This is a genomic window from Tepidiforma flava (assembly GCF_027594505.1).
Classification (GTDB): Bacteria; Chloroflexota; Dehalococcoidia; order Tepidiformales; family Tepidiformaceae; genus Tepidiforma; species Tepidiforma flava.
Map to the genome: position 1 here is coordinate 613,711 of NZ_CP115149.1, position 26,205 is coordinate 639,915.

The following is a 26,205-nucleotide window of genomic DNA, read 5'->3' on the forward strand; positions in this document are numbered from 1 at the left end:
CGGCCGCTGACACCAGGCGCGGAGGAAGGGCGATGGACTGGCTGATCGCGGCCGCGGCGGTGCTGGCGGCGACAGGCGCCGGGCTGGCGCTGGGGTGGTGGGGCCTGCGGCGCAGCGCGGCGGGGCGGCGATTCCTGGGGCTGCGGCGGCGCCAGAAGCTGCGCTTCCTGCGGGCGCTGCTGCGGGCGGGCCGGCTCGGCTGGGCCGGGCGGCTCGCCGCGGCGGCGCTGCTCGGCTACCTGCTGCTGCCGTTCGACCTGATCCCGGACGTCATCCCGGTGCTCGGGATGGCGGATGATGCGGCGGTGTTCGTGCTGTTCATGTGGCTGCTGCTGGCGGTGGTCTCGCGGGCGAGCCTCGAAGCGGCCTTCGCCGAGGCGGAGGGCGCGGAACGTTCGGACGGCGCGGAGGGGGACGAAGGGCCGTAGGCGGCAGCGGGGGAACCGCGCAGGCTTACGGGAGCCGGCGGGGTTGCTGTGGTGCCCCGGCGGTTGCGGCGCGACGGCAGGTGAGACGCCCCGGTCCCCCATTCCGGAGTGTGCCGTCGCGCCGCTCGCTCGTTTCAGCGCAGGAGCAGGGCGCGGGCGAGCTGCTGGATTTCGACGATGGCTGCAGGGTCCCCGGCCCGCCCGGCCCAGGCGCCGATGCCAAGGCTGGCCGTCATCATGGTGGTCATGAGCATGCGGGCGGCGGCGTCGGCGGGGACGGGGCGGAATTCGCCGGAGCGGATGCCGGACTCGATGAGCTCGGTGAAGCTGCGCTGGAGCCACTCGGCGTAGTCGTCTTCGAACGACTCGCTGCGGGCGGCGAGCCGGAAAACCGAGACGAGCAGGCGGCGGTGCGCTTCGAGGTACTCGGCCATCGTGCCGAGGGCGGTGCAGACGCGGTCGATGGCGGGGGTATCGCCGGCGACGGCGGCGCGGTAGCGGGCCACGGCGTCGTCACGGGAGACGCGGAGGACTTCGCGGAGGAGGTCTTCCTTGGAGGCGAAGTAGCCGTAGAGGGTGCCGACGCCGGTATCGGCGAGCTCGGCGATCTGCTGGATGGAGGTGTCTTCGAAGCCCTGTTCGTGGAACAGGCGGCTGGCGGCGTCGAGGATGGCGGCGCGGGTGCGCGCTTTGCGGCGTTCGAGGCGGCCGGGCGCTGCAGGGGCTGCGGTCATGCTGTCTCCGGTGCGAGGGCTGAGTCGAACCGTCGCCCACTGCGGGGAGAGTTCGGACTCGAATGCAGTCTACGCAGCGTTCGGCGTCCCGGCCAGCGGGCGCTCAGGCGGCCTCGGCGGCGCCGTCCAGCGGCAGACCGAGGTCGTCGAAGATATCGAAGCCGTCGCCGCCCGAGCGCTTCACGAGCCGCTTGGCGCGGGCGATGGTGGCGGCGAGGTCTTCATAGGAGAGCGCGGCGACCCGTTCGAAGGGGCAGCCGGCGATGGACGCGGTGAGGCGCGTCTCCGGGGGAAGTTTGCCTTCCGGGTCGAACCAGCCCGGCCGGGCGAGGGCGCGCTGGCAAGCGGCGCGGAAGGTCTCGAGGTCCTCGGCGTGGACGGCGACGATGAAGTCGTCGCCGCCGACGTGGCCGACGAACGCGTCGCGGCTGGCGGCAGTGGCGGCGTCGACGAGGATGCGGGAGAGGGCGAGGATGGCGGTATCGCCATGGGCGAAGCCGAAAGCGTCGTTGAAGTGCTTGAACTGGTCGAGGTCCGCGTAGAGGAGATACCAGCCCGCGGGGTCATCGCGAAGGTGTTCGAGGTGTTCGCGGATGCGCTGGTTGCCGGGGAGGCCGGTGAGGGGGTTGAGGTTGCGGGCCTCGGCGACTTCTTCGGCAAGGACGGCCTGCAGGAGCTCGTGGACGCGGACGATGCCGGCGAGGGTATCGCCGTCCAGGACGACGACCGGGTCCTGCTGGAAGGGGGCGGCGCGCTCGAGCGCAGCGAGGGCGGCGGTGCGGGGCGAGGCGGAGGCGTCGACGCAGGTGGCGGGGGCGCAGAGTTCGGAGGCGGGACGCTTCCCGTTGAGCGGGAGGCCGAACTGCCCGGACAGGCGTTCGAAGATGCGGCCGCGGGTGACGATGCCTTCGACGCGGCGGCCATCGAGGACGACGACGGCCTCGAGGTGGCGATTGTGGGTGAAGTGCTCCATGAGGCGGCTGCCCGGTGTCGCGGCGGTCACGGTCGGGGTGATGGTGACGAGGTCGCCGACGCGGGTGACGACGGGAGCAGCCCGGCGGAGGCGGTTGGCGCGGTGGATGGCGAGGCGGGCTTCGGATGCGGCCGGCGCGGGGAGGGGTGCCGGGCGGCCGAGGAAGTAGCCCTGGCCGTAGTCGGCGCCGAGCTCGATGAAGGCGGTGAGCTGCTCGCGGGTTTCGATGCCCTCGGCGATGACGCGGGCGCCGACCTGGCGGGCGAAGGTGCAGATGGCTTCGACCATGGAGCGGCGGCCGCGGTCGAACTCGATGTCGCGGGCGAGCCAGCGGTCGAGTTTGATGAAGTCGGGGCGGAGTTCGACGATGGACTGGAGGCTGGAGGCGCCGGCGCCGGCATCGTCGATGGCGAAGAGGAAGCCGCAGGCGCGGAACGCGCCGACGACGCGGCGCATCTGGGCGAAGTCTTCGATCGCCTGTTCTTCGGTGATTTCGAGGACGACGCGCTCGGGCTGGAGACCGTGGCGGCGGACGAGCGCCTGGAAGGAGGAGGGGGAGAGCAGCCCGGAGGTCAGCGCCGAGGGGGTGCAGTTGAGGAAGAGCATCTGATCATGGGCGATGACGGGACCGAAGCGGCTGACGGCGGCGACCCGCCAGCTGTGGTCGACCTGCTCGAGGAGGTTGCAGGCGCTGGCGGCGGCGAGGAATTCCTGCGGGTTATCGAGGGGTGCTGGCGCTTCGGGCCGCGAAAGGGCTTCGTAGCCGAGCACGTCGCCCGTGGAGAGGGAGGCGATCGGCTGGCAGAGGCTGCGGACGGCGCCGCCATCGAGGACGGCGCGCACCGTGCGCCGGGTGGCGGCGGCGGAGATGGTCGCGGCGAGGGGCCCGGTGGACGGCATGACGCGCGTGTCGCTCCTTCGTTATCGGCCTCACCGGGAGTGTCGGAACGCTGGCGCCGCCGCCGCACCGCCTGCGTCGATCGTTAAACGGACTGTAACCGGCTGTCACCCGGCCGCCCCGCGCCGGCTACGAAGCTGGCGGCCGCAGGCGGCTGCCGTAGATGCCGGGGTCGCTGCCGGGGATGGGGACGGCGCCGACGGCACGGGCGTAGAAGTCGGCAGGGCCGACGCTGCCGATGACGGCGTAGGCGTAGCCCTCGGCGGCCATGGCGCGGAGCGAACAGAGGAGGAGGGCGGTGCCGATGCCGCGGCCGCGCTCGGCTTCGTGGACGCCGGTGGGGCCGAAGAAGTTCGGCCGCGTGGCGTGGTAACAGGCGAAGCCGAGCACGGCGCCGTCCCGGGCGGCGACGTAGCAGGTGGCCGGGCTCCGGGAGAGCGAGACGGTCAGCTCATCCTCCCAGCGGGGGAAGTGCGCACGGACGAAGGCGAGCACCGCGGCGCGCTCGTAGGCTTCGGGCCGCCGGCAGACGACCCCTTCGGCGGCGAGCCGCTGGAGGAGCGGCTCTGCCGGGGGCAGGTCGTACAGCCGGACGAGCATGTCGGTCATGGACGGGGGCTCAGGCGAGGGCGCCGCCGTCGAGGATGAGGGTCTGGCCGGTGGTGAAGGAGCTGGCGGGGCTGGCGAAGTAGACGACGGCGCCGGCCATCTCGTCGGGCTCGCCGATGCGCTTGAGGGCGGAGGTCTGGACGGAGTTCTTGAGGATCGCTTCGTTCTCCCAGAGGGCGCGGGAGAATTCGGTGCGGATGAGGCCGGGGGCGATGCAGTTGACGCGGATGCCGTCGGCGCCCCACTCCTTCGCGCAGACCTGTGTGAGCATGATGATGGCGGCCTTGGAGACGGAGTAGGCGCCGAGGCCGGTGGAGGCGCGGAAGCCGCCGGTCGAGCTGACGTTGATGATGGAGCCGCCCTGGCCGTGCTCGAGGATCGCCTCGCGGACGAGCTTGCTGAGGAAGAAGACGGACTTCACGTTCGTGTTCATCACGGTGTCCCAGGCGCGCTCGTCGAGGTTGGCGACGGGGCCGAAGACGGGGTTGGTGGCGGCGTTGTTGACGAGGATGTCGATGCGGCCGAGCTGCCGCTTCGTCTCGGCGACGAGGTTTTCGAGGGCGGCCATGTCGCGGACGTTGGTGGGCACGGCGATGCCGCGGCGGCCGGTGGCGCGGATGGCGGCGACGGTTTCTTCGAGGGACTCCGGCTTGCGGGCGGCGACGGCGACATCGGCGCCGGCCTCGGCGAGCGCGATGGCGATGGAGCGGCCGATGCCGCGGCTGCCGCCGGTGACGATGGCGACCTTGCCGGCGAGGGAGAAATCGGCGACGGGCACGGGGAACCTCCGGAAGCGCGAATTTGAGCGTGGGCGGATTCTATCCGGGGGCCGCCCTTCGCGCCCGGGCTCCTGATGTCAGTGGGAGACGAGGTTCCACTCGCCGGTGCGGAGGTGGTGGACGTCGTTGAGCGACTGGAGCGCGCGGACGCCTTCGCCGGCGAAGACTACCGAGATGGAGGCGTGGGCCGGGCGGAAGAACATGTCGTAGGGGCTGCCGATGATGTGGCCGATGTAGGCGTTGATGACGCCGCCGTGGCAGGCGATGACGACGCGCTTGCCCTGGTTGCCGGCGATGATCGCTTCGACGGCGTTCACGGTGCGCTTGCGGAATTCGAAGGAGCTTTCCGAGTAGGGGTAGACGTCCCACTTGCGCTCGCGGAGCATCCGCTCGCGGATGCCGAGGAGGAGTTCGCGCCCGAGGAAGTCGATGGCGGATTTTTCGGGCGGGATGTCGCGGAAGATTTCGACCTCGCGGAGGTCGTCGATGACGATCGGCTCGAGGCGGTGGTGGCGGGCGATGGCGCGGCCGGTTTCGAGGGCGCGCTGGAGCGGGCTCGCGTAGACGGCATCGACGCGGTCGGCGCTGAGGCGCGCGCCGACGGCTTCGGCTTGCTGGCGGCCGCGGTCGGAAAGGGGCGGGTCGATGGTGTCGCCGACGGGGCCGGTGCGGGGGTCGGGGACGTACTGCTCGCCGTGGCGGACGAAGATGAGCTCGGTGACGCCTTCGACGTCGGTGAGGAAGGCGCGGTCGAAGATCATCGGGGAGCGGGCGGTGCCGTGGGACATGGAGGCTCCGGGACCTGAGGGTTTCGGTGGGACTATCCCAGATGCGCGTGAACGCGAAAAGCGGTGCGCGGGCCTATGATGGGGGCCATGCAGGCGCCGCACGTGTCGGTGATGCTCCGCGGCTGGGACATCCGGACGGGGACGACGGGAGAGATGGTGCTCGACGCGGCCCGGCGGGCGGAGCGGCTGGGGCTGGACGGGCTGGTCGCCGGCGATCATGTGACGTTCTACGGGTACGGGAACGATGGGCTCGTCACGCTCACGGCGGCGGCCGCGGTGACGGAGCGGATCGACCTGAAGACGGGGGTGTACCTCCTGCCGCTGCGCCACCCGGTGCCGGTGGCGCTGCAGGTGGCCCAGCTGGACCAGCTGAGCATGGGGCGGTTCACGCTCGGCATCGGCGTGGGGGGCGAAGACCCGCACGAGTTCTGGAGCTGCGGGGTGGACCCGCGGACGCGCGGGGCGCGGACGAACGAGGCGATCGCCATCCTGCGGCGGCTGTGGACGGAGGACGGGGTGACGTTCCGGGGCCGGCACTTCACGCTGGAGGACGTCACGGTCTATCCGAAGCCGTTCCGGCCGGTGCCGATCTTCGTCGGCGGGCGGAGCGAAGCGGCGCTGCGGCGGGCGGGGCGGCTGGGCGACGGCTACACCGGCATCTGGCTGACGCCCGCGCGGTTCGCGGAGGCGATGGAGCGGGTCGGCGCGTTCGCGGCGGAGGCGGGACGCGACCCGGCGGCCGTCGAAGGCGGGATGCAGTTCTGGACGAGCGTGGCGGACGACCGGGCGGCGGCGCGGGAGCTGGTGGGCCGGGCGATGGAAGCCACCTACCGGCTGCCCTTCGAGCGGTTCGAGAAGTACACGGCGTTCGGGATGGCGAAGGAGGTCGCGGCATTCCTCTGGCAGTTCGTCGAACGGGGGGCGCGGCACGTGAACCTGATCACGGCGCAGGCGACGCCGGAGGAGGCGGTCGAGCGGGCGGCGGAGGTCCGCGCGGCGCTCCACGAGCTGGCGGGCTGAGGGGGCTGCCCGGGCAGGCGCGGATTCCGTATCCTGCGCGCGTGGCGACGATTGCGGTCATCGGCTCCGGCGCGGTCGGCGGGTACTATGGCGGGCGGCTCGCGCTGGCGGGCCACGACGTCCGGTTCCTCGTCCGGAGCGAGTACGAGGCGTGGCGAGCGAACGGGCTCCGGGTGTTCAGCAAGGACGGCGATTTCCACCTGCGGGAGGTGCAGTGCTTCCGCGACCCGCGGGAGATCGGGCCGGCTGACTGGGTGATTTGCGCGCTGAAGGCGACGGCGATCGGCGAGGCGGCCGAGCTCATCGCGCCCTGCGCGGGGCCGGGGACGCGCATCGTGGCGCTCATGAACGGGCTGGGGAATGAGCAGCGGCTGGCCGAGCGGTTCGGCGCCGCGCGGGTGTTCGGCGGGATGGCGTTCGTCTGCATCAACCGGGGCGAGCCGGGGGTGATCCACCACCTCGACTACGGCCGGGTCTCCATCGGACACCTCGGCGACGACCCGGCGGCATGCGGCGAGCTGGCGGCGTTGCTGCGGAGCGCGGGGATCGATACGGTGGTCGCGCCGAACCTGCGGTACGCGCGCTGGGAGAAGCTCTGCTGGAACGTGCCGTTCAACGGGCTGAGCGTGGCAGCCGGGGGCGTTGGGACGAAGACCATCCTGCGCGACGCGGAGCTGCGGGCGTTCGCCGAGGGCGCGATGCGGGAGACCGTGCGGGCCGGGAACGCCGACCTTGCGGCGGCCGGGAGCGAGGCGCGGCTCGACGAGGAGGACGTGGTAGCGCGGATGTTCGCCCAGACGGAGACGATGGGCGACTACCGGACGAGCATGGTGATTGATTACGCGCTGGGGCGGCCGCTCGAGTCGGAAGCTATCCTCGGGAACCCGGTGCGGCGGGCGCGGGAGCTGGGTGTCGCCGCGCCGCGCATGGAGGCGCTGTACGCGCTGGTGCGGCACGCCGACCTTGCGCGGCGGGGTGAGCGGCGGCTGCTGCAAGCGGGCGACCTGGCAGTTCCCCGTTCGGTTGTTTGAAGAAACCTACCGGGCGGTATAGACTCGCCGGGCACACGCACTGAGCAGCTGCCCAGGAGGGAGAGAGCATGACCGGGATTCGCGAGATGCTGATCGACGGGATCGAGCAGCTGAACGACTGGTTCGACGACGCGCTGAAAGGCCTGACGGACGAGCAGGCGAACTGGCTGCCGCCGGGGAAGACGGTGAGCATCGGGTTCAACGCCTGGCACACGCTGCGGACGCAGGACGACATCGTGAACTTCGTGCTGCAGGGGCGGAAGCCGACGGTCTGGATGAGCGAAGGGTTTGCGGAGCGGCTCGGCCTGCCGCCCGTTGGGCAGGGCACCGGGATGTCGCTGGAGGACGCGCGGGCGCTGCGCGTCTCGGTCGAACCGCTGCGGGAGTACTGCCAGCGGGTGAAGGCCGTGACGCTCGAGTTCGTGAAGAACGTCCCGGAGGAGGAGCTGGAGCAGATCCAGCAGATTCGCCCGCTGGGCGAGATGCCGAAGTGGAAGGTGCTCCGGCAGGTGGTGATGACGCACGGGTTCATGCACCTGGGCGAAGTGAACACCATCAAGGGCGCCCAGGGGATGGGGTTCTCGATCTGACGCGGCCGCTGCCCGGCGATTCTGCGTAAGACGAGGCTTGCCCCGCCGGTCTACGCTGGGAGGATGCGCTGAGGACGGCGCACGGGAGGACGACGATGGACCGGATGGGATGGCTGAGGACGGCTGCGGCGGCAGGGCTGCTCGCGGCCGGGGCTGCCTTCGCGGCCTGCAGCGACCGGGACGACGGGCCTGCGCCGCCGGCCGCCGGCGGGGAGCCGCCGACCACAACAGCGCCGGCGCCCACGGAGCCGCCCCCCACGACAGCGCAGCCGACGACGCAGCCGACCCCGGGACGTCCTGCCCCGGCGGGGCCGACGACGGTGCAGATGACGGGGGTGTGCCCGCCGAACCCGGACCCGGCCCCGGCGAGCGTGGCGGTGGTGACGCAGCCAGCCCCGAATGCGAGCGTGACGAGCCCGCTGACGGTGACGGGGATGGTGGAAGCGTTCGAGGCGACCTTCCAGGCCGAGCTGCTGGACGCGCAGCAGAACCAGCTGGCGCATGTCGTCGGCATGGCGCAGCAGGGGCAGGTCCTCTCGCCGTTCAGCGTGCAGCTGACGTTTTCCGTCACTGCGCCGACGCCGGGCTGCCTCCGCATCTACCAGCAGAGCGCGAAGGACGGATCGGACACGAAGATCCTGCTGGTGCCGCTGGTGCTGCTGCCGTGAGGCGGCTCAGCGGCTGAGGAGCCGGCGGGCGGCTTCGCGCAGCGTCTCTTCGGACTTCGAGAAGGTGAAGCGGATCATGCGGCTGCCCGCCCCGCTGCCGGGCCGGTAGAAGCTGGAGCCGGGGACGGGGGCGACGCCGATGTCGCGGATGAGATGATGGGCGAAGGCGGTGTCGTCGCCGTCGAAGCCGAGGGCGGAGAAGTCGGCCATGATGTAGTAGGCGCCCTCGGGCTGGTGGCAGGCGAAGCCGGCGCGGCGGAGCGCATCGAGCAGGATGGCGCGCTTGTCGGCGTACATCGTGCGGAGTTCGGGGTAGTAGCTGTCTGCCTGTTCGATGGCGACGGCGGCGGCTTCCTGGAGCGGAGCGGGCGCGCCGACGGTGAGGAAATCGTGGACTTTCCGCAGGGCGTCGGAGAGGCGGGGCGGGGCGATGAGGTACCCGAGCCGCCAGCCGGTAACGGAGAAGGTCTTGGAGAGGCCGCTGATGGTGATGGTGCGCTCGTACATGCCGGGCAGGGTGGCCATCGGCACGTGCTCGTGGTGGTCGTAGAGGATGTGCTCGTAGATTTCGTCGGTGATGCAGAGCGTGTCGAACTCCTGGCAGAGGTCAGCGATCTGCTGGAGTTCGGTGCGGGTGAAGACTTTGCCGCTCGGGTTGTTCGGCGTGTTGACGATGATGGCGCGCGTGCGCGGGGAGAAGGCGCGGCGCAGCTCATCGGGGTCGAAGGAGAAGCCTTCGCCGCGGAGGGTGACGAAGACGAGCTTCGCGCCGGACATCGCGGCATCGGGGACGTAGTTTTCGTAGAACGGTTCGAAGACGATGACCTCGTCGCCCTCTTCGACGACGGCAAGCATGGCGCACATCATCGCCTCGGTGGCGCCGCAGGTGACGGTGACTTCGCGGTCGGGGTCGAGGTCGAGGCCGTAGAAGCGCCTGGCCTTGTCGGCGATGGCGCGGCGGAGCCGGGGCGAACCCCAGGTGATGGCGTACTGGTTGATGTCGGCGTTGATGGCGTCGACGGCGGCCTGCTTGATGAAGGCGGGCGCGGGGAAGTCGGGGTAGCCCTGGGCGAGGTTCATCGCGCCGTGGAGCATGGCGAGGCGGGTCATCTCGCGGATGACGGACTCGCTGAAGACGCTGGTGCGGCGTGCGACGTGGGCGCGGGGCATCGAGCGGAAAGGTTACACCACCACGTGCTCCCGGTATTCGCCGAAGACGCGGCGCCACATGCCGCAGATTTCGCCGACGGTGGCGCCGGCGTTCACGGCATCGAGGATGTAGGGCATGGTGTTCGCCTTCGGGTCGCGGCTGGCGTTTTCGAGGGCGCGCATGGCGGCGGCGTGGCGTTCGGCATCGCGCTCGGCCCGGTGCTTTTTGAGGCGGGCGAGGTGGCGCTTTTCGCCCTCCGGGTCCATGCGGAGGATGGGGATTTCGCGGGGCTCATCGAGGATGTATTCGTTGACGCCGACGATGATGCGGTCGCGGGTGTCGACCTCGCGCTGGAAGCGGGCGGAGGCATCGGCGATCTCCTTCTGGAAGAAGCCGGTTTCGATCGCCGGGATGACGCCGCCGAGGGCTTCGATTTTCTCGAAGTAGTCCAGGGCGTCGCGCTCGATGTCGGCGGTGAGCCGTTCGACGAACCAGGAGCCGCCGAGGGGGTCGACGGTGTTGATGACGCCGGTTTCGTGGAGGATGACCTGCTGGGTGCGGACGGCGAGGCGGGCGGCCTTGTCCGAGGGCAGGGCGATCGCCTCGTCCATGGCGTCGGTGTGGAGCGACTGGGTGCCGCCGAGGACAGCGGCGAGCGCCTGGATGGCGACGCGGATGAGGTTGACCTCGGGCTGCTGCTCGGTGAGGGAGACGCCGGCCGTCTGGGTGTGGAAGCGGAGGACCCAGGAGCGGGGGTTCTTCGCGCCGAAGCGCTCGCGCATCTGGCGGGCCCAGATGCGGCGGGCGGCGCGGTACTTGGCAATCTCTTCGAAGAAGTCGTTATGCGCGTTGAAGAAGAAGGAGATGCGGGGGGCGAAGCTGTCGATATCAAGGCCGCGGGCGAGGGCCCACTTTACGTATTCGATGCCGTCGGCGAGGGTGAAGGCGAGCTCCTGCGCGGCGGTCGCGCCGGCCTCGCGGATGTGGTAGCCGGAGACGGAGATGGGGTTCCAGAGCGGCATTTCCTTCGATGCGAACTCGATGGTGTCGGTGACGAGACGCATCGATTCGGCCGGCGGGTAGATGAACTCGTTCTGGGCGATGTACTCCTTGAGGATGTCGTTCTGGAGGGTGCCGGCGAGCTTTGCGCGGGGGATGCCGCGCTTTTCGGCGGCGGCGATGAAAAGGGCCCAGACGACGGGCGCCGGGCTGTTGATGGTCATGGAGGTGGTGATTTTGTCGAGGGGGATGCCCTCGAGGAGGAGCTCCATATCGCCGAGGTGGTCGACGGCGACGCCGCAGGCGCCGAATTCGCCCTCGGCCCAGGGGTCGTCGTGGTCGTAGCCCATGAGGGTGGGCATATCGAAGGCGATGGAGAGGCCGTTGTTGCCGGCGGCGAGGAGGTCTTTGTACCGCTGGTTCGTTTCTTCGACGGAGCCGAAGCCGCTGAACATGCGGATCGTCCAGGGCTTGCCCCGGTAGCCGGTGCGGTGGATGCCGCGGGTGAAGGGGTAGTGGCCGGGGAGGTTGATATCGCGCTCGTAGTCGAGGTCGGCGGTGTCGGTCGGGTCGTAGACGCGGTTGATCGGCCGTCCGGAGACGGTCATGAAGGGCCCGGCGAGTTCTTTGCCTTCGCGGAGGACGGCGTCGTCGTACTCGGCGCGGAGCTGGCGGGCGCGGTCGGGGTCGATCTGCATGGGAGGACTCCGGTAGGGGCGAAGGTTTGGCCGGGCGGCCAACGGTAACTGTACACGAGCCGGCGGCGGGGGTGGGAGACCTCCGGGATGCGTTTCGGGCGGGCTGCGGGCTACGCTCTTGGGCATGGCGAAGGACGAGAGTTTCGACATCACGACGGGCGCGGACCTGATGGAGGTGGCGAACGCCATCAACCAGGCGCGGAAGGAGATTGCGAACCGGTTCGACTTCAAGGGGGTCGTGGCGGAAATCGATTACGACCACGGGACGACGCGGTTCGTGCTGCATGCGCAGGACGACTACAAGCTCGAGGCGATGTGGCAGGTGGTGGCGCAGCGGATGGTGGCGCGGAACGTGCCGCTGAAGAACCTCGTGCGCGGAACGCCGCAGAAGGCCTCCGGCGGGACGCTGCGGCAGGAGGTGACGATCGTCCAGGGCATCGAGCCGGAGATTGCGCGGAAGATCGTGAAGTTCATCAGGGACCAGAAGTACAAGAAGGCGCAGGCGCAGGTGCAGGGCGACGCGGTGCGGGTGAGTTCGCCGAGCCGGGACGAGCTGCAGCAGGTGATCCGGGACGTGAAGGCGCAGGACTGGGGGATCGAGCTGAAGTTCGGCAACTACCGCTGAGGGGCGGGCGCCTCAGATGGGGCGGTGGAAGACCTGCTCGAGGGCGGCGCGGCGGCGGCGCTCGGCTTCGCGCTGGAGGGCGAGGCGGCGGTCGATGCGGCGCTGGTTGCGGGCTTCGTAGCGGATCCAGCCGACGATGATGCTGGCGAGGGCGGCGACGAAGAGCAGGTTGCCGGCGAGCCAGAGGATCATGATGGCGATGCGCTGGTCGGCGATGGGCTCGGGCGCCCAGGCCGGGGCGCGCTCGGCGAAGCCGGCGTGCATGGCGGTGTTCATGCTGAGGAACATGCCGCCGAAGAGCGCCTTGTGGGTCATTTCGACGAAGACGTAGAGGGCGCGCAGCGGGTACGGCAGCCGCCAGCCGACCGGGTCGATGGCGAGGGCGGGCAGCCAGAAGAGGAGGCCGGTGACGAGCAGCGTGGCGAGCTGGAGGTCGCGGAGGAGCCAGTTCGTCGCGGCGAGGTCGGTGAGCCGGGTGAACTGCCAGAGGTAGGTCACGACGGCGAACAGGAGCCAGGTGAAGACCGGGAACGTCAGCGCCTTCACGAGGCGGCTGCGGACGGCGCGGCGGAGGTGGCGGCGGCCGGCCGGGCCCGCGGCGCGGAAAGCGAGGGTGAGCGGCGCGCCGAGGAGGAGGAGCGGCGGCGCGGCCATGGTGAGCGCGAGGAAGCCGGTGAAGTTGACCCAGAGGACGCGGTTGCCGAGGGATTCGAGCGGGGTGACCGTGGCGGCGGCGACGATGACGAGCCCGGCCGCGAAACAGCCGAGGCGCCATGCCGGGTGGCGGCCGCCAGCGGCCCGCCAGGCGCGGGCGTAGAGCAGCGCCGCGGCGGCGAGGAGGGGGAGCCAGAACGGGTCGAGCGTCCAGCCGGCGACGGTCACGGGTCAGCGCACCCCGAAGGCCTCGAAGGTGAGGATGGTGAACGTTTCGCGGACGTGCGGGATGGACTGGATGTCGCGCTCGATGACCCGGCCGATGCTGTCGATGTCGTCGACGTAGAGCTTGGCGAGGAGGTCGTACTGGCCGGTGATGCTGTAGCACTCGGAGAAGGCGGGGACCTCGGCGACGCGGTTGGCGACGTCGGTGGTGTGGCCGGGCTCGGTTTTGATCATCACGAAAACGGCGCGCATGGATGGAGTGTACGGCACGGCGGGCGGCGCGGGTGTCAGGGCTGGAGGCGGCCGGGCTGGCCTTCGACGAGGATGACGGTTTCGGCGCCGGGGACGATGGCGCTGACGGTGCGGCCGATGGCGCCTTCGATGGCGAGGACCGCCGCGGAGCCGCCGCCGTACCCGAGCACTTCGGCGGAGAGGTCGACGGTGACCGCAGCGCCCTCCCGGGAGACGCCGAGCAGCCGCGTGCCCGGCGGGAAGGGGCTGACTACGCCGGCGGCGGCGCGCTCTTCGGCGGTCGGGCCGGCGATGAGGAGCTCGAGGGCGGCCGGCAGGGGGTCGGCGCCGGCCGGGAGCGTGCGCCGGACGGGGCGGAAGCCGGTCATCTCGGCGACGGGGTAGACGAGCGAGACCTCGACGGGAGCCGGTTCCTCATCGCCGCCGCATGCGGCGGCCGCAAGCGGCACGGCGAGCAGGAGGACGGCGGCGACGGGGAGCGCGGCGCGCATGCCAGCAGGATGCGGAAGGGCATCGCCGCCGGTCATCGGCCGGGCGGGGCAGGGCCGGACGGCCGAAGGTCAGTAGTCGGTGCCGGGGCTGCCGGCGAGCGCATCGCGGAGCTGGGCGAGGCGGCTGCGCTCGGCGAGGAGTTCGAGGATGCGGAGCGCCTGGGCGGGCGTGGGCTGCTCGCCGGCTTCGAGGAGGAGCTGCTGGACCTGCCGGTCGATGGCCTCGATCTGGCGGTTGAGCTGGGCGATGGTGGGGCCGGGCTGGCCGCCCTGCCCGGGGACGGGCGTGCCGGTGGCGCCCGGGGTGCCGGCCGGTGAGGCGCCGGGCACCGGGGTCTGGCCGCCCTGGCCGGGCGCGGGCGTCCCCTGGCCGGGGGCCGGCGTGCCGTCGCCCGGGGCGGGCGTCCCCTGCCCGGCGCCGGGGGTGCCCTCGCCGTCCTGGCCAGGCGATGGGGAGGCGCCGGGCGATGGCGAAGGGGAGGGGGACGGCGTCGGCGTCTCGGGCGGCGGCGGATAGAGGAGGCGCAGGACGACTTCGAAGTCGTGGCGCGAGGCGTCGTCGGACGGGTCGATGATGAGGGCGTCGCGGAAGGCGGAGAGCGCCTCCTGCAGGCGGCCGGCTTCGAACTGGTGGTGGCCGATGCTGGCGAACGCGCGCCGGCGGATGTCGGGGTCATTCGATTCGAGGGCGCGCCGGGCGGCGCGGATGGCGTCCTCGTAGCGGCCAGCGGCGTGGTAGGCGGCGGCGAGGTTGAGCGTGACGTCCGGGTCGTTCGGCCGGGCGACCTGGGCTTCGAGGAAGGCGTCGATGGCGGCGTCGGCGTCGCCGGCGGCGAGGGCCTCGCGGCCGCGTTCGTTCGCCTGGTAGGCGGGGGTGGCGCAGCCGCCGAGGAGGAGCGCGAGGAGGGCGGCCGGCAGCAGCACCGCGGGGCGGCGGGGGCGGATGCGCTCCCAGGCCGTGCCGAGCACGAGGAGCGCGAGCGCGGCGCCGGCGAACCACTGGAAGCGTTCGACCGGCAGCGTGGTGGTGCGTTCATCGAGGCGGGCGCGTTCGAGGGCGCGGACCCGGCCTTCGACGACGCCGGGGACGACGCTGAGGTCGCTCCCGAGGTAGCGGCCGCCGCTGGCGGCGGCGAGGGCGCGGAGGAAGCTTTCGTCGAGCCGGGAGGTGATCGGCTGGCCGGCGGCATCGAGCCGGCGCCCGGTGCGGCCGGTCAGCGGGTCGACTGCCGGGACGATGCCGCCTTCCGGGGTGCCGGCCCCGGCGATGAGCAGCTCGGCGCCCGACTGGCGGACCTGCTGCGCAACGGCGGCGACGTCGCCGCCGAGGTTGTCGCCGTCGGTGATGAGCAGGATGAGGCTGCCGGCGGAATCGTCGCCGGCGAGGAGTTCGAGGGCGAGTTCGAGGCCGCGGGCGACGTCGGTGCCGCCTTCGACGAGGACGACGCCGGTCTCGAGGCCTTCGATGACGCGGGCGGCGGCGGCGGTGTCGGTCGTGAGCGGGAAGCGGATGCGCGCGCTGCCGGCGAAGACGACGAGGCCGACGCGGTCGCCGGCGAGGCGGTCGATGGAGCGGATGGCGGCGGCCTTCGCGGCGGCGATGCGCGACGGCTCGACGTCGGGGACGTCCATGCTGCGGGAGATGTCCATCACGATGACGAGGTCGGCGCCGGTGCGGGGCACCTGGGAAACGCGGGTGCCCCAGCGCGGCTGGGCAGCCGCGGCGATGGCGAGCGCGGCGGCGGCCGTGTAGCAGCCCGCGGCGAACAGGGAGGGCGGCCCGGGCAGGATGCGGGAGAGGCGGCGGGCGGCCCGGCGGCCGCGGACGACGCCCAGGGCCCAGGCGAGCGCGGCTGCGGCCGGGATGGCGAGCAGCACGAGGACCCACGGGTGGGCGAAGGAGAGGCCGCTCATCCCGGGCTCCTCCGGAGGACGGTGCCGCCGAGGGCGAGCTCGAGGGCGAGCAGGGCCGCGGCGGCGCCCGCGAACCACGGCGAGAAGTAGTCGTAGTCGTCGAAGGCGTCGCGGGTGATGCGGGAGCGCTCGAGGGAGGAGATTTCGTCGTAGACGTCCTGGAGCTGGCCGGGGTTGCTGGCGACGAAGTAGCGCCCGCCGGTCTGGTCGGCGATGGCGCGGAGGAGGCGCTCGTCGATTTCGCGGCCGCGCTCGAGCGGGGATTCGCTGACGACACCGATCGTGTAGACGCGGATGTTGAGCGCGGCGGCGAGGGCGGCGGCGGCCTCGGGGCGGATGGAGGGGGCGTTGTGCTCGCCGTCGGTGAGGAGGATGACGACCCGGGAGGCGGCGGTGGATTCCTGGAGCATCGTGAGGGCGGCAGCGAGGCCGACGCCGATGCCGGTGCCGTCGGGCAGGAGGCCCGAATCGAGGTCGGCAACCATGCGGTCGAGGGCCGCGTAGTCGGTGGAGGGCGGCGAGAGGGCGAGGGCGTCCTGCTGGAAGACGACGAGGCCGACGCGGTCGTTCTCGCGGGTGCGAATGAACTCGCGGACGACCTCTTTGGTGACGGCGAGGCGGGTGGAATCGCCGAAGGTCTGGAGCATCGAACTGGAGAGGTCGAGGGAGAGGACGATATCGACGCCTTCGCCGGGGACGATGGTGCGGGCGTCGCCGCGGCGGGGGCCGGCGACAGCGACGGCGAGGAGGACGACGGCGAGGACGCGGAGCGCCGGGAGCGCCCGCGCGAGGCGGAGGCGGGGGCCGGGCCGGGCCCCGGACAGGGCGGCAGCCGAGCTGACGGGGATGGCGGCGCGGCGGCGGGTGCGGAGGACGAACAGGAGCGGCAGCGCGAGGAGCGCGAGGGCGAGGGCTCCGGGCGTGGCGAAGTCGATGCCGGTCATCCCGCTTCGCCCACCAGTTCGTAGGCCATGGCGAGGTCGGCCCTGCGGCGCTCCGGCGCCGGCCGGTAGCCGGCGTAGACGACGGCGTCGCACTCTTCGAGCAGGCCGCCGGCGAGGCGGGCGACCCAGCGGTCGGCGCCGGAGGCTTCGAGGCGGGCGCGCAGTTCGGCGGCGGTGAGGGCGGTCGCGGGGATGCCGAAGCGGCGCGTCAGCTCGGCGCGGACGGTGGCGGCGAGGGCGCGGTAGGCTGCGACGGGGTCGGTCTCGATGGCGGACTCGGCGAGGAGGAGCCCTTCGAGAGCCGGCTCCGCCGGCGGGGGCGGCGCGGCCGGGCCGGGGGCAGGCGCGCGGCGGCCAACGCGGCGGACGAGGAGGATGGCGAGCGCGGCGAACAGCCCGAGCGCGAAGGCGGCGCCCGCGGCGATAGCCGGGCGGAGGAGCGGCGATTCTGCGCCCGCGATGGCGACGGGCGGCGCGAGCGGGCTCAGCTCGAGCGGGGCATCGGGGAGGAGGGTCGGGAGGACACGGAGGGGCACCGGCGCCGGCTCGATCGGCTGCACGTCGGGACCGGCGGTCACGGCGATGGTGGGGCTGAAGGCGATGTCGCCGAGGGCGAAGGGCGCCACCGTCGCCTCGAGGAGCCACGCGGTTTCGCCGCCGGCGCTGCTGAGCTGACGGGGGGCCTCGAGGCGGACGGGTTCGACGGCGCCCCAGCCGGCGGTGCCGGGTGCGAACTCGGGCTGCTGACCATCGGGGAGGACGAGGCGGACGGTGAGCCGGAGGTGGTCGCCGATGCGGGCGCTGGAGGGTTCGACGGTGACCTCGACGGCGGGGGGCTGCTGCGCGCCGGCTGCGCCCGCACCGAGCGCTGCGGCTGCGAGGAGCGCTGCCGAGAGGAAGACGCGTCGGCTCATGCGGCGGCGCCCCGGCGGCGGAAGAAGCGGAGCAGGGCGGGGACGTAGTCGGCGCCGACGTCAGCGCGGATTTCGTCGAGGCCGAGCTGGCCGAACAGGGTTGCGCGGGCGGCGTCGAGGGCGGCGACGCGCCGGGCGTAGGCCGCGCGCACCGCGGGGTCGGACGTATCGACTTCGACGGCGGCCCCCGTTTCGGCGTCGGCGAGCGTGACGATGCCGGCCGCGGGCAGCGCTTCGTCGACCGGGTCGCGGACGGTGACGGCGATGAGGTCGTGGCGGCTGGCAGCGGCCCTCAGGCGGGCGGCATCGAGCGGTTCGAGGAAATCGGAGATGAGGAAGACGGTGGCGCGGCGGTGCTGGACGCCGACGAGATACTGGAGCGCGGCGGCGATATCGGTGCCGGGGGCGGCAGGCCGCGCGCGGAGGATTTCGCGGATGACGCGAAGGACGTGGGTGGCGCCGCTGCGGGGGCGGACGTAGCGCTGGGGCTCGCCGGAGAAGAGGAGGAGGCCGACGCGGTCGCCGTTGCGGATGGCAGCGAGCGCGAGCACGGCGGCGATCTCGGCGGCGAGGGCGGCTTTGGGCTCGGGGCCGGCGCCGGCGAACTGGGAGCCGGAGCAATCGACGGCGAAGATGACGGTGAGGTCGCGGTCTTCGCGGTAGCGGCGGATGAACGGCTCGCCGGTGCGGGCGTAGGCGTTCCAGTCGAGGGCGCGGACGTCGTCGCCGGGGACGTAGGGCCGGAGTTCGTCGAATTCGATGCCGCGGGCGCGGAAGACGGCGTGGTATTCGCCGAGGAAGAGGGTGTTGACGAGGCGGCGCGCGCGGAGTTCGATGGCGCGGACGCGGGCGAGCAGTTCGGGCGTGAGGCCGTCGGCGGGGCCGGCCGGCGGAGGAGGAGCGGGGCGGCGGAGCAGGCGCGGGAGACGGAGACGCATCAGGCAGCTCCGGGCGCGGGCGGCGTCAGGGGACGTCGACCCCTTCGAGGATGCGGTCGATGAGGTCGTCGGCGGTCAGCTCGCGGGCGTCGGCTTCGTAGGTGGTGATGATGCGGTGGCGGAGGGCCTCGTGGGCGACGGCCTTCACGTCAGCTGGCATGGTGTAGCCGCGGCCCTCGAGGAAGGCGTGCGCGCGGGCGGCGAGGGCAAGCGCGATGGACGCGCGGGGTGATGCGCCGAAGGCAACGAGCGGCTGGAGGTCGGGCATGCGGTAGGCGGCAGGGCGGCGGGTGGCGGCGACGAGCTGCGTGATGTAGTCGCGGATGGCGTCGTCGAGGGCGACTTCGTGGACGGCGGCGCGGGCATCGAGGATGGCCTGGCGGGAGGCGACGACGCTAACCGCCGGCGGCGAGGGGGCGAGGCTCATTTCGAGCACCTGGCGCTCCTCGGCGCGGGAGGGGTAGTCGACGCGGACTTTGAGGAGGAAGCGGTCGAGCTGGGCTTCGGGCAGGGGGTAGGTTCCTTCCTGCTCGATGGGGTTCTGGGTCGCGATGACGAGGAACGGGTCATCGAGGGGGAACGTCTGGCCGCCGATGGTGACCTGGCGCTCCTGCATCGCTTCGAGGAGCGCGGACTGGACCTTAGCCGGGGCGCGGTTGATTTCGTCGGCGAGGACGAAGTTCGCGAAGATGGGGCCCTTGCGGATGGAGAACTGGCCATCCCGGGCGTTGAAGATTTCGGTGCCGATGAGGTCGGCCGGGAGCAGGTCGGGCGTGAACTGGATGCGGACGGCGTGGAGGTCGAGCGCGCGGGCGAGGGTGGAGACGGTGAGCGACTTGGCGAGGCCGGGCACGCCTTCGACGAGGATGTGGCCGCTGCAGAGCAGGCCGATGAGGAGGCGGTCGATGAGGCGGTCCTGGCCGACGATGACGCGGTGGACTTCGGCGCGGACGCGCGCGAGGGTGTCGGAGGCGAGGGCGGCGGAGGGAGAGAGGGCGGAGGCGCCGGGCGGCACGGGTGGCTCCGGGGCAATGAGGTGCCCGTATTGTAGGCGCCGGAGAGGTAAAGCCGGGGGAACCGGGGGAGACGGGAACCGGGAACGGAGAAGCGGGAAGCGGGAAGCGGGAACCGGGAGGCGGGAGGCGGGAACCGGGAGGCGGGGGTCAGTGGTCGATGGGGGAGTCGGGCCGGGCGAGGTCGAGGCTGGCGCGGGTGAAGCTGAAGGCCCAAACTTCGCGGGCGCCGCGGTCGCGGAGGGCGCGGGCGCACTCGCGGACGGTGGCGCCGGAAGTGATGACGTCGTCGATGATGCCGATGCGGAGGCCGTCGAGCGGCGGCCCGTCGCAGGCGAAGGCCCCGGCGAGGGCGGCGGCGCGCTCGGCGGCGGTGCGGCGCACCTGGCTGCCGGTGTGGCGCAGGCGGCGGAGGCGGGCGGGCGCCGGCGGGAGGCCGGCGCGCCGGAGGAGCAGCTCGGCCTGGTTGAAGCCGCGCTCGCGCTCGCGGCGGCGGTGGAGCGGCACGGCGACCCAGCCATCGACGGGGAGCGCGGCGGCGGCCGCGGCGAGGCGGTTCGCCATCAGCGGGGCGAGGGCGCGGTAGCGCTCGTATTTCAGCCGGTGGACGAGGGCGCGGGCGGCGCCGGTGTGCTCGTACACGGCGCGGACGCCGGCGAGTTCGCGCCAGCCGAAGCAGCGGGGGCAGAAGCCCTCGCCGTCCCATGCGGCCGAACAGAAGCCGCAGCGGCCGGGGCCGGTCGCGGGCACGAGGTCCGCGCCGCAGCGGGCGCAGAGCGGCGTATCGAACGCGCCGCAGCCGGCGCAGCGGAGCGGGAAGAGGAGGTCGGCGGCGCGGGCGATGAGCTGCCGGGGGCGCACGCCGGGGAGGATAGCAACCCGCGGGGACGGGCGGGGCTACAATGGGAGCGATGGGTACGGTCACGGTGCTGCTGTTCGCCTCGCTCGCGGAGCGCGCGGGGACGCGGCGGCTGGAGCTGCCGCTGGAGGAGGGCGCGACCGTGGGCGAGGTGCGGGACCGGGTGGTGGCGCAGTTCCCGCAGCTGGCGCCGGCCGTGCCGACGCTGATGTATGCGCTGGACGAGGAGTACGCGCGGGAGGACGCGCCGGTTCGGCCGGGGAGCACGCTCGCGCTGATCCCGCCGGTCTCGGGAGGGTAGCGATGCTGATCCGGGTGACGGAGGCGCCGATTTCGGCGGACGAGGGGGCGCGGGCGGTCGCGTCGCCCGCGGCGGGGGCCATCAACGTGTTCCTCGGCGTGGTGCGGAACACCAACCTCGGGCGCGCGGTCTCGCACCTCGTGTATGACGCGTACCCCTCGATGGCGGAGAAGGAGATGCGGGCGATCGCGGAGGAGGCGAAGGCGCGGTTCGGGCTGGAGGATTGCGCCATCCTGCACCGGACGGGGCGGCTGGAGATTGGGGAGACGAGCCTCGTGGTGGCGGTGAGCTGCGGCCACCGGCGGGAGTCGTACGAGGCGGGGCTCTGGGTGGTGAACGAAGTGAAGAAGCGGGTGCCGGTGTGGAAGAAGGAAGTCTGGGAGGACGGGGAGGAGTGGATCGAAGGGCCGGAATCGCTGGGGATGCAGCAGGCGCCGGCGAGCATGCAGCGATGAGCAGCCACCCGCACGCGTTCAGCCGCTACTGCATGCACTGCGGGCAGCGGCTCACGACGGCGGTCCCGGAGGGGGACACGAAGCGGCGGATGGTGTGCCTCGATTGCGGGTTCATCCACTACCTGAACCCGCGGCCGGTCGCCGGCGTCATCCCGGTGCGGGAGAGCGGCGAGCTGCTGCTGGTGCGGCGGACGATCGAGCCGCGGGCCGGGACGTGGGTCTTCCCGGGCGGCTACATGGACCTCGGCGAGACGGCGGAGGAAGCAGCCATCCGGGAGACGCTGGAGGAGGCGCAGCTGGAGGTGGCGGACCTGCGGCTGGTCGGGGTGTTCACGCGGACGGGGCCGGGAATCGTGGTCATCGTCTACGAGGGGCGCGCGCTGGGGGAAGGGGCGCCGGGCCACGAGACGAGCGAGGTGCGCTGGTTCGCCCCGGGGGAGATCCCGTGGGAGGAGCTGGCATTCGACAGCACGGAAGCGGCGCTGCGGGCGTGGGCGAACCAGCGGGGGCTGCTCGGCCTGAACGACGTCAATCGAGGCTGAGCAGGGGCGCGGTGCTGACGCCGCGGCCGTATTCGAGCGCTGCCGGGCGGACGCCGGGGGGCAGGTCGTAGGCGACCCAGCCCTCGACGGCCTGGCCGGGCTCGAGGACGCCCTGGCGGAGCGCCGGCTCCTGGTTGGAGAGGGCCCAGGCATAGAGCTGGCCGTCGCTGCCGCGGAGGCGGAGGAGCGCGAAGTTGTAGCTGGCGCGGGGCTGGAGGCCCTCGACTTGGAGGAGGATGCCGATGCGGCGGTGGCCGGCCTTCACCGGGAAGTTCCCGGGCGGCTCAGGGTCGGCGATGTCGATGATGGTGTAGCGGACGCCGTCCATCTCGGCCGAGCGGCCGGCGACGGGGCTGGAGGCCGGCGCGGGGCTGGCGCCGAGCGGGGCGCGGGGATTGCCGGCATCGGCGACCGGGGGCGTGGTGACGCCGACCCGCTCGCCCTCGCGCTCGGCGAAGGTAAGGACGCCGGCGAGGAAGAGCAGGATGCCCCCGGCGAGGATGAGCAGGGCGCGGGACCACCTCACGGGCGCATCGTAGCGGGCGGCCGCCTAACGCGGGCGGCGCGGGGAACGGGCCGGGGACGGCCCGGCGGCGGCCCGGCCGAGGTGGTAATGGGGCGCGATGATGGCGACGACGGCGCCGGCGCGCGGGTCGGCGATGCGGGCGACGATGCGGGGATTCGCGGCCTGCAGCTCCTCGAGGGAGCGGTCGCTGGTGACGACCGTCGGGAGGCCGCTGACGTGGCGGTAGTTGACGACCTGGTAGAGCTTTTCCTGCGCCCACGGGGTGGCCGCCTGCGCGCCGAAATCGTCGAGGACGAGGAGGTCGGCGGTGCGAACGCGGTCGAAGAGTTCGTCGTAGGGGAGTTCGCGGCCGGGCATGTAGGAGGCGCGGAGGTGGTCGAGGAGGTCGGGGACGACGGCGAAGAAGACGGAGCGGCCGCGCTCGAGGGCGCGGTTGGCGATGGCCCCGGCGAGGTGGGTCTTGCCGCAGCCGTTGGGCCCGACGAAGACGAGCCAGCCCTGCGGGTCGTCGGCGTAGCGGCGGGCTGCCTCGAAGGCGGCTTCGAGGGAGATGCGCTCCTCGTCGCGGAGGCCGGGGACGCGGGTTTCGAAGGCGGAGAACTGGAACGCCGCGAGCCGGTCGCGGGACATGCCGCCGACTTCGCGGTAGGCGGCATCGCCGGCGCGGCCGAGGGTGACGACGCGGGCGAGGGCGGGGTCGAGCAGACGGGTGGCGAGCCGCGGGTCAAGAGAGGCGGGCGGCGCGGCGAGGGTGATGACCGTGGGGAGGGCGAGATTGAAGCGGTGGTTGAGGACCTGGAGGAGCTTCTCGCGGGCCCACGCCGTGCCCGAGGCGCCGTCGAGGTCGTCGAGGATGAGGAGCGGGGCGTTGCGGACCTGGTCGAAGACGCGGTCGAAGGCGAGGTCGTCGTCGTCGGTGTCGTAGCCGGCGCGGAGGTGGTCGAGGAGGTCGGCGACGACCATGAAGAGGACGGGGTGGCCGAGTTCGATGCGGCGGTTGGCGAGGGCGGCGGCGAGGTGGGTCTTGCCGCTGCCGGAAGGGCCGGTGAGGACGAGCCAGCCGCGCGGGTCGTCGGCGTAGGCGCGGGCGGCAGCGATGGCTTCGGCGAAGGCGGGGTCGCGGCCGCCGCGGCCGGCGGGGTCGAGGGAGGCGAAGGTGAAGCGGGCGAGGGCGCCGATGTTGCTGAGGCGGGTGAGGCGTTCGCGGCGCTGGTCTTCGCGCTCGCGGAGGACGCACTCGCACGGTTCGGCGCGGCCGAAGCGGGGGTGGTCGACGGGGTAGGGGCGGCGGACGAAGCCGGCGCCGCGGCAGATGGGGCAGGCCGCGGCCTCGTCCGGGTCGTCAGCGGTAGCGGGCGATGTGCCCGAGGGAGCCTCCGAGGTAGCGGCGTTTCGCATCTTCGAGAGCATCTCGTCCAGGCGTTTCATCGGGGCGGCCCTCCAGTGCCCAGTTCTCGAGCATGCGCTGGATATAGCGCCAGTTGCGGACGTTCAGTTCGGCGGCCTCGCGGAAGGCCGCTTCGATCCATTCGGGCGGGTAGACGGATTCGGCCTCGGCGAGCTTTTCGGCGATGAGCGGGGTGATGGTGCCGATGTGCTCTTCGTAGAGGCGGAAGATGCCGGGGCGCTCTTCGGGCGCGCGGAGCGGCGCGATCGCGGCGCCGGGCGTGAGTTCGAGGCGGCCGGCGCGGGCGCGGGCGATGGCGCGCCGGGAAGCGGGGTTGTTGACGAAGTAAAAGGTCTCGGCGCCGGCGGCGGTGCGGGCTTCGAGGGCGAGCAGGGCGCGGAGCTGGAGGCAGCGGTGGAGGCCCGCCTCGAGGCCGGCGCGGCCGCCGGCGAGGGTTTCGAAGCTGAGGCGGGCGGGCTCGTGCTCCCAGATGGCCTCGGCGGTGACGCAGCGCGGCTCGGCGGGGAGCTCCTGCACGAGCCGGGCGGCCCAGAGGAAGGCGAGGAGGTCGCCGGGGGCGGTCAGCTTCGGCAGGACCGCCGTGAAGAAGAGGTTGGGGATGGCGGTCGCTTTGCCGATGCCGGGGAAGCCGTCGAACGCGGCGCGGTCAGCTGGCGACGTCATCGGTCCGGAGCACCCAGTCTTCGAAGCGGGCGAAGCGTTCGCGGAAGCGGAGTTCGACGGTGCCGATGGGGCCGTGGCGGTTCTTGGCGACGATGACCTGCGCGACGCCCTTGGGGTAGGCGGATTCGGGGAGGTCGGGGTGCTGCTGGGCCCACTGCTCGGGGGTGACGTACATCTCTTCGCGGCTGAGGAACATGACGATGTCGGCGTCCTGTTCGATGGAGCCGGAATCGCGGAGGTCCGAGAGCATCGGGATGCGGGGGTGGCGGTTTTCGATGGCTCGGGAGAGCTGGGCGAGGGCGACGATGGGGACGTCGAGCTCGCGGGCGAGGCTCTTGAGGGTGCGGGAGATGTAGGAAATCTCCTGCACGCGGTTTTCGCGGGAGCCGGTTCCGTCGCCGTGCATCAGCTGGAGGTAGTCGATGACGATGAGGTCGAGGCCGCCGGCCTGCCCGGCGAGGCGGCGGGCGCGGGCGCGGAGCTCGGCGACGGTGAGGAACGGGGAGTCATCGAACCAGATGTTGGCCTCGGAGAGGCGGGCGGCGGCATCGATGACTTTGCGCTCTTCGAACTCGGTGTTTTGGCCGAGGCGGAGGCGGTTGGCTTCGACGCCGGCCTCGGCGCTGAGGAGCCGGACGGCGAGCTGCTCGGCGGACATTTCGAGGGAGAAGACGGCGACGTTGGCTTTCTGGAGGATGGCGGCGTTGCGGGCGATGCCGAGGGCGAAGCTGGATTTCCCGACGCTCGGGCGGGCGCCGATGATGACGAGGTCGGAGCGCTTGAAGCCGGCGAGGAGGGTATCGAGGTCGGTGAAGCCGGTGCGGATGGCGGAGAGCTGGAGGCGTTCGATCTCGGCGGGGTCCTGCTCGAGGTAGGCATCGAGGACCTGCCGGATGTGGACGAAATCGCGGAAGGATTCGCCGCCGCGGAGGCGCTGGATGAGCGATTCGGCGCGGGAGAAGACGGCTTCGATGTCGGCCGGCGCCTCGTAGGCCATCTGCATGATGGCGGCGGCGGCATGGATGAGGCCGCGGTAGGTGGCGTCGCGCTTGACGATGCGGGCGTAGAACTCGACGCCGATGGACGTGGGGAGGCGGCGGATGATCTCGGCGAGGTAGGTCTGCCCGCCGACGGCGGCGAGCCGGTCTTTGGTGGCGAGCTCGTGGGCGACGGTGATCTGGTTGATGACTTCGTCGCGGCTCCAGAGGTCGAGGCAGGCCTCGTAGATCCAGCCGTGGACTTCGCGGAAGAAATCGGAGGGCTTGAGGATGTTGACGACCGCGAGCATGGCGTCGGGGTCGACCATGAGGGAGGCGACGACGGCCTCCTCGGCCTCGATGTCGTGCGGGGGGAGACGTTCGAGGGGTGCGAGGGTCATGGAATGAGGAGGGACGCGGGTGCGCGGGAAGCGCGCGGCGGGGGAGCGGTTCCGGTCCCTGCGGCCCTCCTTTCGAGCAGGTTAATCAGCCGCCGCGGCCTCGGCCTGGGCGGCAGCAAGCTTTTCGGCGACGGGCTTCGAGGCCGCATCGGGCACGACGTCGACGGTCACCTCGGCGCTGACGTTGCGGGTGAACTTGATTTCGACGGTGCGCTGGCCGAGCTCGCGGATCGGCTCGGGGAGGAGCACCTGCTGGTGCTCGAGCTCGACGCCGGCGGCCGACTGGATGGCGGCCGCGATGTCGCGGTTGGTGACGGAGCCGAAGAGGCGGCCGGTTTCGCCGACGCGGGCTTCGATGGTGACGGTGAGGTTTTCGAGCTTGGCGGCGACGGTGCGGGCCTCGGCGTCGAGCTTCTCCTGCCGGCGCGCTTCGCGCTGGGCGAGGGCGTTGGCGCGCTGGAGGTTCTCCTTCGTCGTGGGCCCGGCGATGCCGCGCGGCAGGAGGTAATTGCGGGCGAACCCGTTCTTCACTTCTTTGACTTCGCCGACGTGGGCGGTGCCTTCGACGTCTTCGAAAAAGACGACTTTCATGCTGACCTCTGGTGGTGCGGGATGGCCCGGCGGGACCTGGCGGGGTGTGGAACCCGCCCGGGACGATCCCGGGGGCAGGGTAGAGAGGTCAGGATATCGCTTCCAGCGATTATGGTCAGGTCTGCAGGGTTTTGACGGAGCGTTCAC

General features: G+C 72.1%; 30 protein-coding genes. 9 read left to right on the forward strand and 21 right to left on the reverse strand.

What is annotated here, in order from left to right; genetic code table 11:
* Positions 1-32 precede the first annotated feature (32 nt).
* Positions 33-428, forward strand: a complete 396-nt coding sequence (locus O0235_RS03890; protein WP_270057224.1) for a DUF1232 domain-containing protein — start codon at positions 33-35, stop codon at positions 426-428.
* Between the two features lie 134 nt (positions 429-562).
* Here O0235_RS03890 and O0235_RS03895 read toward each other — a convergent pair whose 3' ends face one another.
* From O0235_RS03895 to O0235_RS03915, 5 genes are all read right to left on the reverse strand, one after another.
* Positions 563-1,162, reverse strand: a complete 600-nt coding sequence (locus O0235_RS03895; RefSeq protein ID WP_270057225.1) for a TetR/AcrR family transcriptional regulator — start codon at positions 1,160-1,162, stop codon at positions 563-565.
* Between the two features lie 103 nt (positions 1,163-1,265).
* Positions 1,266-3,035: a bifunctional diguanylate cyclase/phosphodiesterase gene (locus O0235_RS03900; RefSeq protein ID WP_270057226.1), complete on the reverse strand. Its 1,770-nt coding sequence runs from the start codon at positions 3,033-3,035 to the stop codon at positions 1,266-1,268.
* 127 nt (positions 3,036-3,162) lie between these two features.
* Positions 3,163-3,642: a GNAT family N-acetyltransferase gene (locus tag O0235_RS03905; RefSeq protein WP_270057227.1), complete on the reverse strand. Its 480-nt coding sequence runs from the start codon at positions 3,640-3,642 to the stop codon at positions 3,163-3,165.
* Between the two features lie 10 nt (positions 3,643-3,652).
* The gene (locus tag O0235_RS03910) at positions 3,653-4,420 is read right to left on the reverse strand and encodes an SDR family NAD(P)-dependent oxidoreductase (RefSeq protein ID WP_270057228.1); all 768 of its coding nucleotides are present in this window, start codon (positions 4,418-4,420) and stop codon (positions 3,653-3,655) included.
* Between the two features lie 78 nt (positions 4,421-4,498).
* Positions 4,499-5,209: a histidine phosphatase family protein gene (locus O0235_RS03915; protein ID WP_270057229.1), complete on the reverse strand. Its 711-nt coding sequence runs from the start codon at positions 5,207-5,209 to the stop codon at positions 4,499-4,501.
* A gap of 87 nt (positions 5,210-5,296) precedes the next feature.
* Here O0235_RS03915 and O0235_RS03920 point away from each other — a divergent pair, with 87 nt between their 5' ends.
* From O0235_RS03920 to O0235_RS03935, 4 genes are all read left to right on the forward strand, one after another.
* Entirely contained in the window at positions 5,297-6,229 is a 933-nt protein-coding gene (locus O0235_RS03920; RefSeq protein WP_270057230.1) for an LLM class flavin-dependent oxidoreductase, read from the forward strand.
* A 41-nt stretch (positions 6,230-6,270) separates the two neighbouring features.
* Positions 6,271-7,260, forward strand: a complete 990-nt coding sequence (locus tag O0235_RS03925) for a 2-dehydropantoate 2-reductase (RefSeq protein WP_270057231.1) — start codon at positions 6,271-6,273, stop codon at positions 7,258-7,260.
* A gap of 68 nt (positions 7,261-7,328) precedes the next feature.
* Entirely contained in the window at positions 7,329-7,850 is a 522-nt protein-coding gene (locus O0235_RS03930) for a DinB family protein (RefSeq protein ID WP_270057232.1), read from the forward strand.
* 104 nt (positions 7,851-7,954) lie between these two features.
* Positions 7,955-8,518: a Gmad2 immunoglobulin-like domain-containing protein gene (locus O0235_RS03935; protein WP_270057233.1), complete on the forward strand. Its 564-nt coding sequence runs from the start codon at positions 7,955-7,957 to the stop codon at positions 8,516-8,518.
* A 6-nt stretch (positions 8,519-8,524) separates the two neighbouring features.
* Here the strand turns inward: O0235_RS03935 and O0235_RS03940 are convergent, their stop codons facing one another.
* Positions 8,525-9,688: a pyridoxal phosphate-dependent aminotransferase gene (locus O0235_RS03940; RefSeq protein WP_270057234.1), complete on the reverse strand. Its 1,164-nt coding sequence runs from the start codon at positions 9,686-9,688 to the stop codon at positions 8,525-8,527.
* A 12-nt stretch (positions 9,689-9,700) separates the two neighbouring features.
* The gene (locus O0235_RS03945) at positions 9,701-11,365 is read right to left on the reverse strand and encodes an acyl-CoA mutase large subunit family protein (RefSeq protein ID WP_270057235.1); all 1,665 of its coding nucleotides are present in this window, start codon (positions 11,363-11,365) and stop codon (positions 9,701-9,703) included.
* 124 nt (positions 11,366-11,489) lie between these two features.
* Between O0235_RS03945 and O0235_RS03950 the strand changes: the two genes are divergently transcribed.
* Positions 11,490-11,990: a YajQ family cyclic di-GMP-binding protein gene (locus O0235_RS03950; RefSeq protein ID WP_270057236.1), complete on the forward strand. Its 501-nt coding sequence runs from the start codon at positions 11,490-11,492 to the stop codon at positions 11,988-11,990.
* A gap of 12 nt (positions 11,991-12,002) precedes the next feature.
* Here O0235_RS03950 and O0235_RS03955 read toward each other — a convergent pair whose 3' ends face one another.
* The 9 genes from O0235_RS03955 to O0235_RS03995 form a co-directional block, all read right to left on the reverse strand.
* Complete coding sequence (locus O0235_RS03955; protein ID WP_270057237.1) at positions 12,003-12,872, reverse strand: cytochrome c oxidase assembly protein; 870 nt, start codon at positions 12,870-12,872, stop codon at positions 12,003-12,005.
* Positions 12,873-12,875: 3 nt separating this feature from the next.
* The gene (locus O0235_RS03960) at positions 12,876-13,121 is read right to left on the reverse strand and encodes an Lrp/AsnC ligand binding domain-containing protein (protein WP_270057238.1); all 246 of its coding nucleotides are present in this window, start codon (positions 13,119-13,121) and stop codon (positions 12,876-12,878) included.
* Between the two features lie 35 nt (positions 13,122-13,156).
* Positions 13,157-13,612 carry a GerMN domain-containing protein gene (locus tag O0235_RS03965; protein WP_270057239.1) on the reverse strand — a complete coding sequence of 152 codons (456 nt, stop codon included), beginning with the start codon at positions 13,610-13,612 and terminating at the stop codon, positions 13,157-13,159.
* A gap of 69 nt (positions 13,613-13,681) precedes the next feature.
* A complete protein-coding gene (locus tag O0235_RS03970; RefSeq protein WP_270057240.1) occupies positions 13,682-15,526 on the reverse strand; it encodes a VWA domain-containing protein in 1,845 nt (614 codons plus the stop codon).
* Complete coding sequence (locus tag O0235_RS03975; protein WP_270057241.1) at positions 15,523-16,470, reverse strand: VWA domain-containing protein; 948 nt, start codon at positions 16,468-16,470, stop codon at positions 15,523-15,525. Before O0235_RS03975 ends, O0235_RS03970 begins: the two co-directional genes overlap by 4 nt.
* Positions 16,467-17,384: a hypothetical protein gene (locus O0235_RS03980; protein WP_270057242.1), complete on the reverse strand. Its 918-nt coding sequence runs from the start codon at positions 17,382-17,384 to the stop codon at positions 16,467-16,469. Before O0235_RS03980 ends, O0235_RS03975 begins: the two co-directional genes overlap by 4 nt.
* Positions 17,381-18,322 carry a DUF58 domain-containing protein gene (locus O0235_RS03985; RefSeq protein WP_270057243.1) on the reverse strand — a complete coding sequence of 314 codons (942 nt, stop codon included), beginning with the start codon at positions 18,320-18,322 and terminating at the stop codon, positions 17,381-17,383. Before O0235_RS03985 ends, O0235_RS03980 begins: the two co-directional genes overlap by 4 nt.
* A gap of 25 nt (positions 18,323-18,347) precedes the next feature.
* Entirely contained in the window at positions 18,348-19,337 is a 990-nt protein-coding gene (locus O0235_RS03990; RefSeq protein WP_270057244.1) for an AAA family ATPase, read from the reverse strand.
* 148 nt (positions 19,338-19,485) lie between these two features.
* The gene (locus O0235_RS03995; RefSeq protein ID WP_270057245.1) at positions 19,486-20,196 is read right to left on the reverse strand and encodes a ComF family protein; all 711 of its coding nucleotides are present in this window, start codon (positions 20,194-20,196) and stop codon (positions 19,486-19,488) included.
* A 50-nt stretch (positions 20,197-20,246) separates the two neighbouring features.
* On the opposite strand from O0235_RS03995, the gene moaD reads away from it, so the two are divergent.
* Genes moaD through O0235_RS04010 form a run of 3 tightly spaced genes read left to right on the forward strand, consistent with a single transcriptional unit; the run spans position 20,247 to position 21,492 of the window.
* Entirely contained in the window at positions 20,247-20,495 is a 249-nt protein-coding gene (moaD, locus tag O0235_RS04000; RefSeq protein WP_270057246.1) for a molybdopterin converting factor subunit 1, read from the forward strand.
* 2 nt (positions 20,496-20,497) lie between these two features.
* Positions 20,498-20,950: a molybdenum cofactor biosynthesis protein MoaE gene (locus tag O0235_RS04005; protein WP_270057247.1), complete on the forward strand. Its 453-nt coding sequence runs from the start codon at positions 20,498-20,500 to the stop codon at positions 20,948-20,950.
* The gene (locus tag O0235_RS04010; RefSeq protein WP_270057248.1) at positions 20,947-21,492 is read left to right on the forward strand and encodes an NUDIX hydrolase; all 546 of its coding nucleotides are present in this window, start codon (positions 20,947-20,949) and stop codon (positions 21,490-21,492) included. The genes O0235_RS04005 and O0235_RS04010 overlap by 4 nt, the downstream gene beginning before the upstream one ends.
* On the opposite strand, the gene O0235_RS04015 is transcribed toward O0235_RS04010, so the two are convergent.
* From O0235_RS04015 to rplI, 5 genes are all read right to left on the reverse strand, one after another.
* Positions 21,479-22,018, reverse strand: a complete 540-nt coding sequence (locus tag O0235_RS04015; protein ID WP_270057249.1) for a DUF4352 domain-containing protein — start codon at positions 22,016-22,018, stop codon at positions 21,479-21,481. The genes O0235_RS04010 and O0235_RS04015 overlap by 14 nt on opposite strands.
* A 24-nt stretch (positions 22,019-22,042) precedes the next feature.
* Positions 22,043-23,446 (reverse strand): ATP-binding protein, encoded by a 1,404-nt coding sequence (locus O0235_RS04020; protein ID WP_270057250.1) that lies wholly within the window; start codon positions 23,444-23,446, stop codon positions 22,043-22,045.
* Positions 23,361-24,089, reverse strand: coding sequence for a DnaD domain-containing protein (locus O0235_RS04025; protein WP_270057251.1), 729 nt, complete (start codon positions 24,087-24,089; stop codon positions 23,361-23,363). Before O0235_RS04025 ends, O0235_RS04020 begins: the two co-directional genes overlap by 86 nt.
* The gene (gene dnaB, locus O0235_RS04030) at positions 24,073-25,467 is read right to left on the reverse strand and encodes a replicative DNA helicase (protein WP_270057252.1); all 1,395 of its coding nucleotides are present in this window, start codon (positions 25,465-25,467) and stop codon (positions 24,073-24,075) included. Before dnaB ends, O0235_RS04025 begins: the two co-directional genes overlap by 17 nt.
* Before the next feature lie 81 nt (positions 25,468-25,548).
* Positions 25,549-26,058 (reverse strand): 50S ribosomal protein L9, encoded by a 510-nt coding sequence (gene rplI / locus O0235_RS04035; RefSeq protein ID WP_270057253.1) that lies wholly within the window; start codon positions 26,056-26,058, stop codon positions 25,549-25,551.
* Positions 26,059-26,205: the final 147 nt, after the last annotated feature.

What these genes read in the sequence shown, in the direction of transcription:
- O0235_RS03890 (WP_270057224.1), top strand. Translation starts at nt 33, where the DNA reads ATGGACTGGCTGATCGCGGCCGCGGCGGTGCTGGCGGCGACAGGCGCC.
- O0235_RS03895 (WP_270057225.1), bottom strand. Translation starts at nt 1,162, where the DNA reads ATGACCGCAGCCCCTGCAGCGCCCGGCCGCCTCGAACGCCGCAAAGCG.
- O0235_RS03900 (WP_270057226.1), bottom strand. Translation starts at nt 3,035, where the DNA reads ATGCCGTCCACCGGGCCCCTCGCCGCGACCATCTCCGCCGCCGCCACC.
- O0235_RS03905 (WP_270057227.1), bottom strand. Translation starts at nt 3,642, where the DNA reads ATGACCGACATGCTCGTCCGGCTGTACGACCTGCCCCCGGCAGAGCCG.
- O0235_RS03915 (WP_270057229.1), bottom strand. Translation starts at nt 5,209, where the DNA reads ATGTCCCACGGCACCGCCCGCTCCCCGATGATCTTCGACCGCGCCTTC.
- O0235_RS03920 (WP_270057230.1), top strand. Translation starts at nt 5,297, where the DNA reads ATGCAGGCGCCGCACGTGTCGGTGATGCTCCGCGGCTGGGACATCCGG.
- O0235_RS03930 (WP_270057232.1), top strand. Translation starts at nt 7,329, where the DNA reads ATGACCGGGATTCGCGAGATGCTGATCGACGGGATCGAGCAGCTGAAC.
- O0235_RS03935 (WP_270057233.1), top strand. Translation starts at nt 7,955, where the DNA reads ATGGGATGGCTGAGGACGGCTGCGGCGGCAGGGCTGCTCGCGGCCGGG.
- O0235_RS03940 (WP_270057234.1), bottom strand. Translation starts at nt 9,688, where the DNA reads ATGCCCCGCGCCCACGTCGCACGCCGCACCAGCGTCTTCAGCGAGTCC.
- O0235_RS03945 (WP_270057235.1), bottom strand. Translation starts at nt 11,365, where the DNA reads ATGCAGATCGACCCCGACCGCGCCCGCCAGCTCCGCGCCGAGTACGAC.
- O0235_RS03950 (WP_270057236.1), top strand. Translation starts at nt 11,490, where the DNA reads ATGGCGAAGGACGAGAGTTTCGACATCACGACGGGCGCGGACCTGATG.
- O0235_RS03960 (WP_270057238.1), bottom strand. Translation starts at nt 13,121, where the DNA reads ATGCGCGCCGTTTTCGTGATGATCAAAACCGAGCCCGGCCACACCACC.
- O0235_RS03965 (WP_270057239.1), bottom strand. Translation starts at nt 13,612, where the DNA reads ATGCGCGCCGCGCTCCCCGTCGCCGCCGTCCTCCTGCTCGCCGTGCCG.
- O0235_RS03970 (WP_270057240.1), bottom strand. Translation starts at nt 15,526, where the DNA reads ATGAGCGGCCTCTCCTTCGCCCACCCGTGGGTCCTCGTGCTGCTCGCC.
- O0235_RS03975 (WP_270057241.1), bottom strand. Translation starts at nt 16,470, where the DNA reads ATGACCGGCATCGACTTCGCCACGCCCGGAGCCCTCGCCCTCGCGCTC.
- O0235_RS03980 (WP_270057242.1), bottom strand. Translation starts at nt 17,384, where the DNA reads ATGAGCCGACGCGTCTTCCTCTCGGCAGCGCTCCTCGCAGCCGCAGCG.
- O0235_RS03985 (WP_270057243.1), bottom strand. Translation starts at nt 18,322, where the DNA reads ATGCGTCTCCGTCTCCCGCGCCTGCTCCGCCGCCCCGCTCCTCCTCCG.
- moaD (WP_270057246.1), top strand. Translation starts at nt 20,247, where the DNA reads ATGGGTACGGTCACGGTGCTGCTGTTCGCCTCGCTCGCGGAGCGCGCG.
- O0235_RS04005 (WP_270057247.1), top strand. Translation starts at nt 20,498, where the DNA reads ATGCTGATCCGGGTGACGGAGGCGCCGATTTCGGCGGACGAGGGGGCG.
- O0235_RS04010 (WP_270057248.1), top strand. Translation starts at nt 20,947, where the DNA reads ATGAGCAGCCACCCGCACGCGTTCAGCCGCTACTGCATGCACTGCGGG.
- O0235_RS04020 (WP_270057250.1), bottom strand. Translation starts at nt 23,446, where the DNA reads ATGAAACGCCTGGACGAGATGCTCTCGAAGATGCGAAACGCCGCTACC.
- O0235_RS04025 (WP_270057251.1), bottom strand. Translation starts at nt 24,089, where the DNA reads ATGACGTCGCCAGCTGACCGCGCCGCGTTCGACGGCTTCCCCGGCATC.
- dnaB (WP_270057252.1), bottom strand. Translation starts at nt 25,467, where the DNA reads ATGACCCTCGCACCCCTCGAACGTCTCCCCCCGCACGACATCGAGGCC.
- rplI (WP_270057253.1), bottom strand. Translation starts at nt 26,058, where the DNA reads ATGAAAGTCGTCTTTTTCGAAGACGTCGAAGGCACCGCCCACGTCGGC.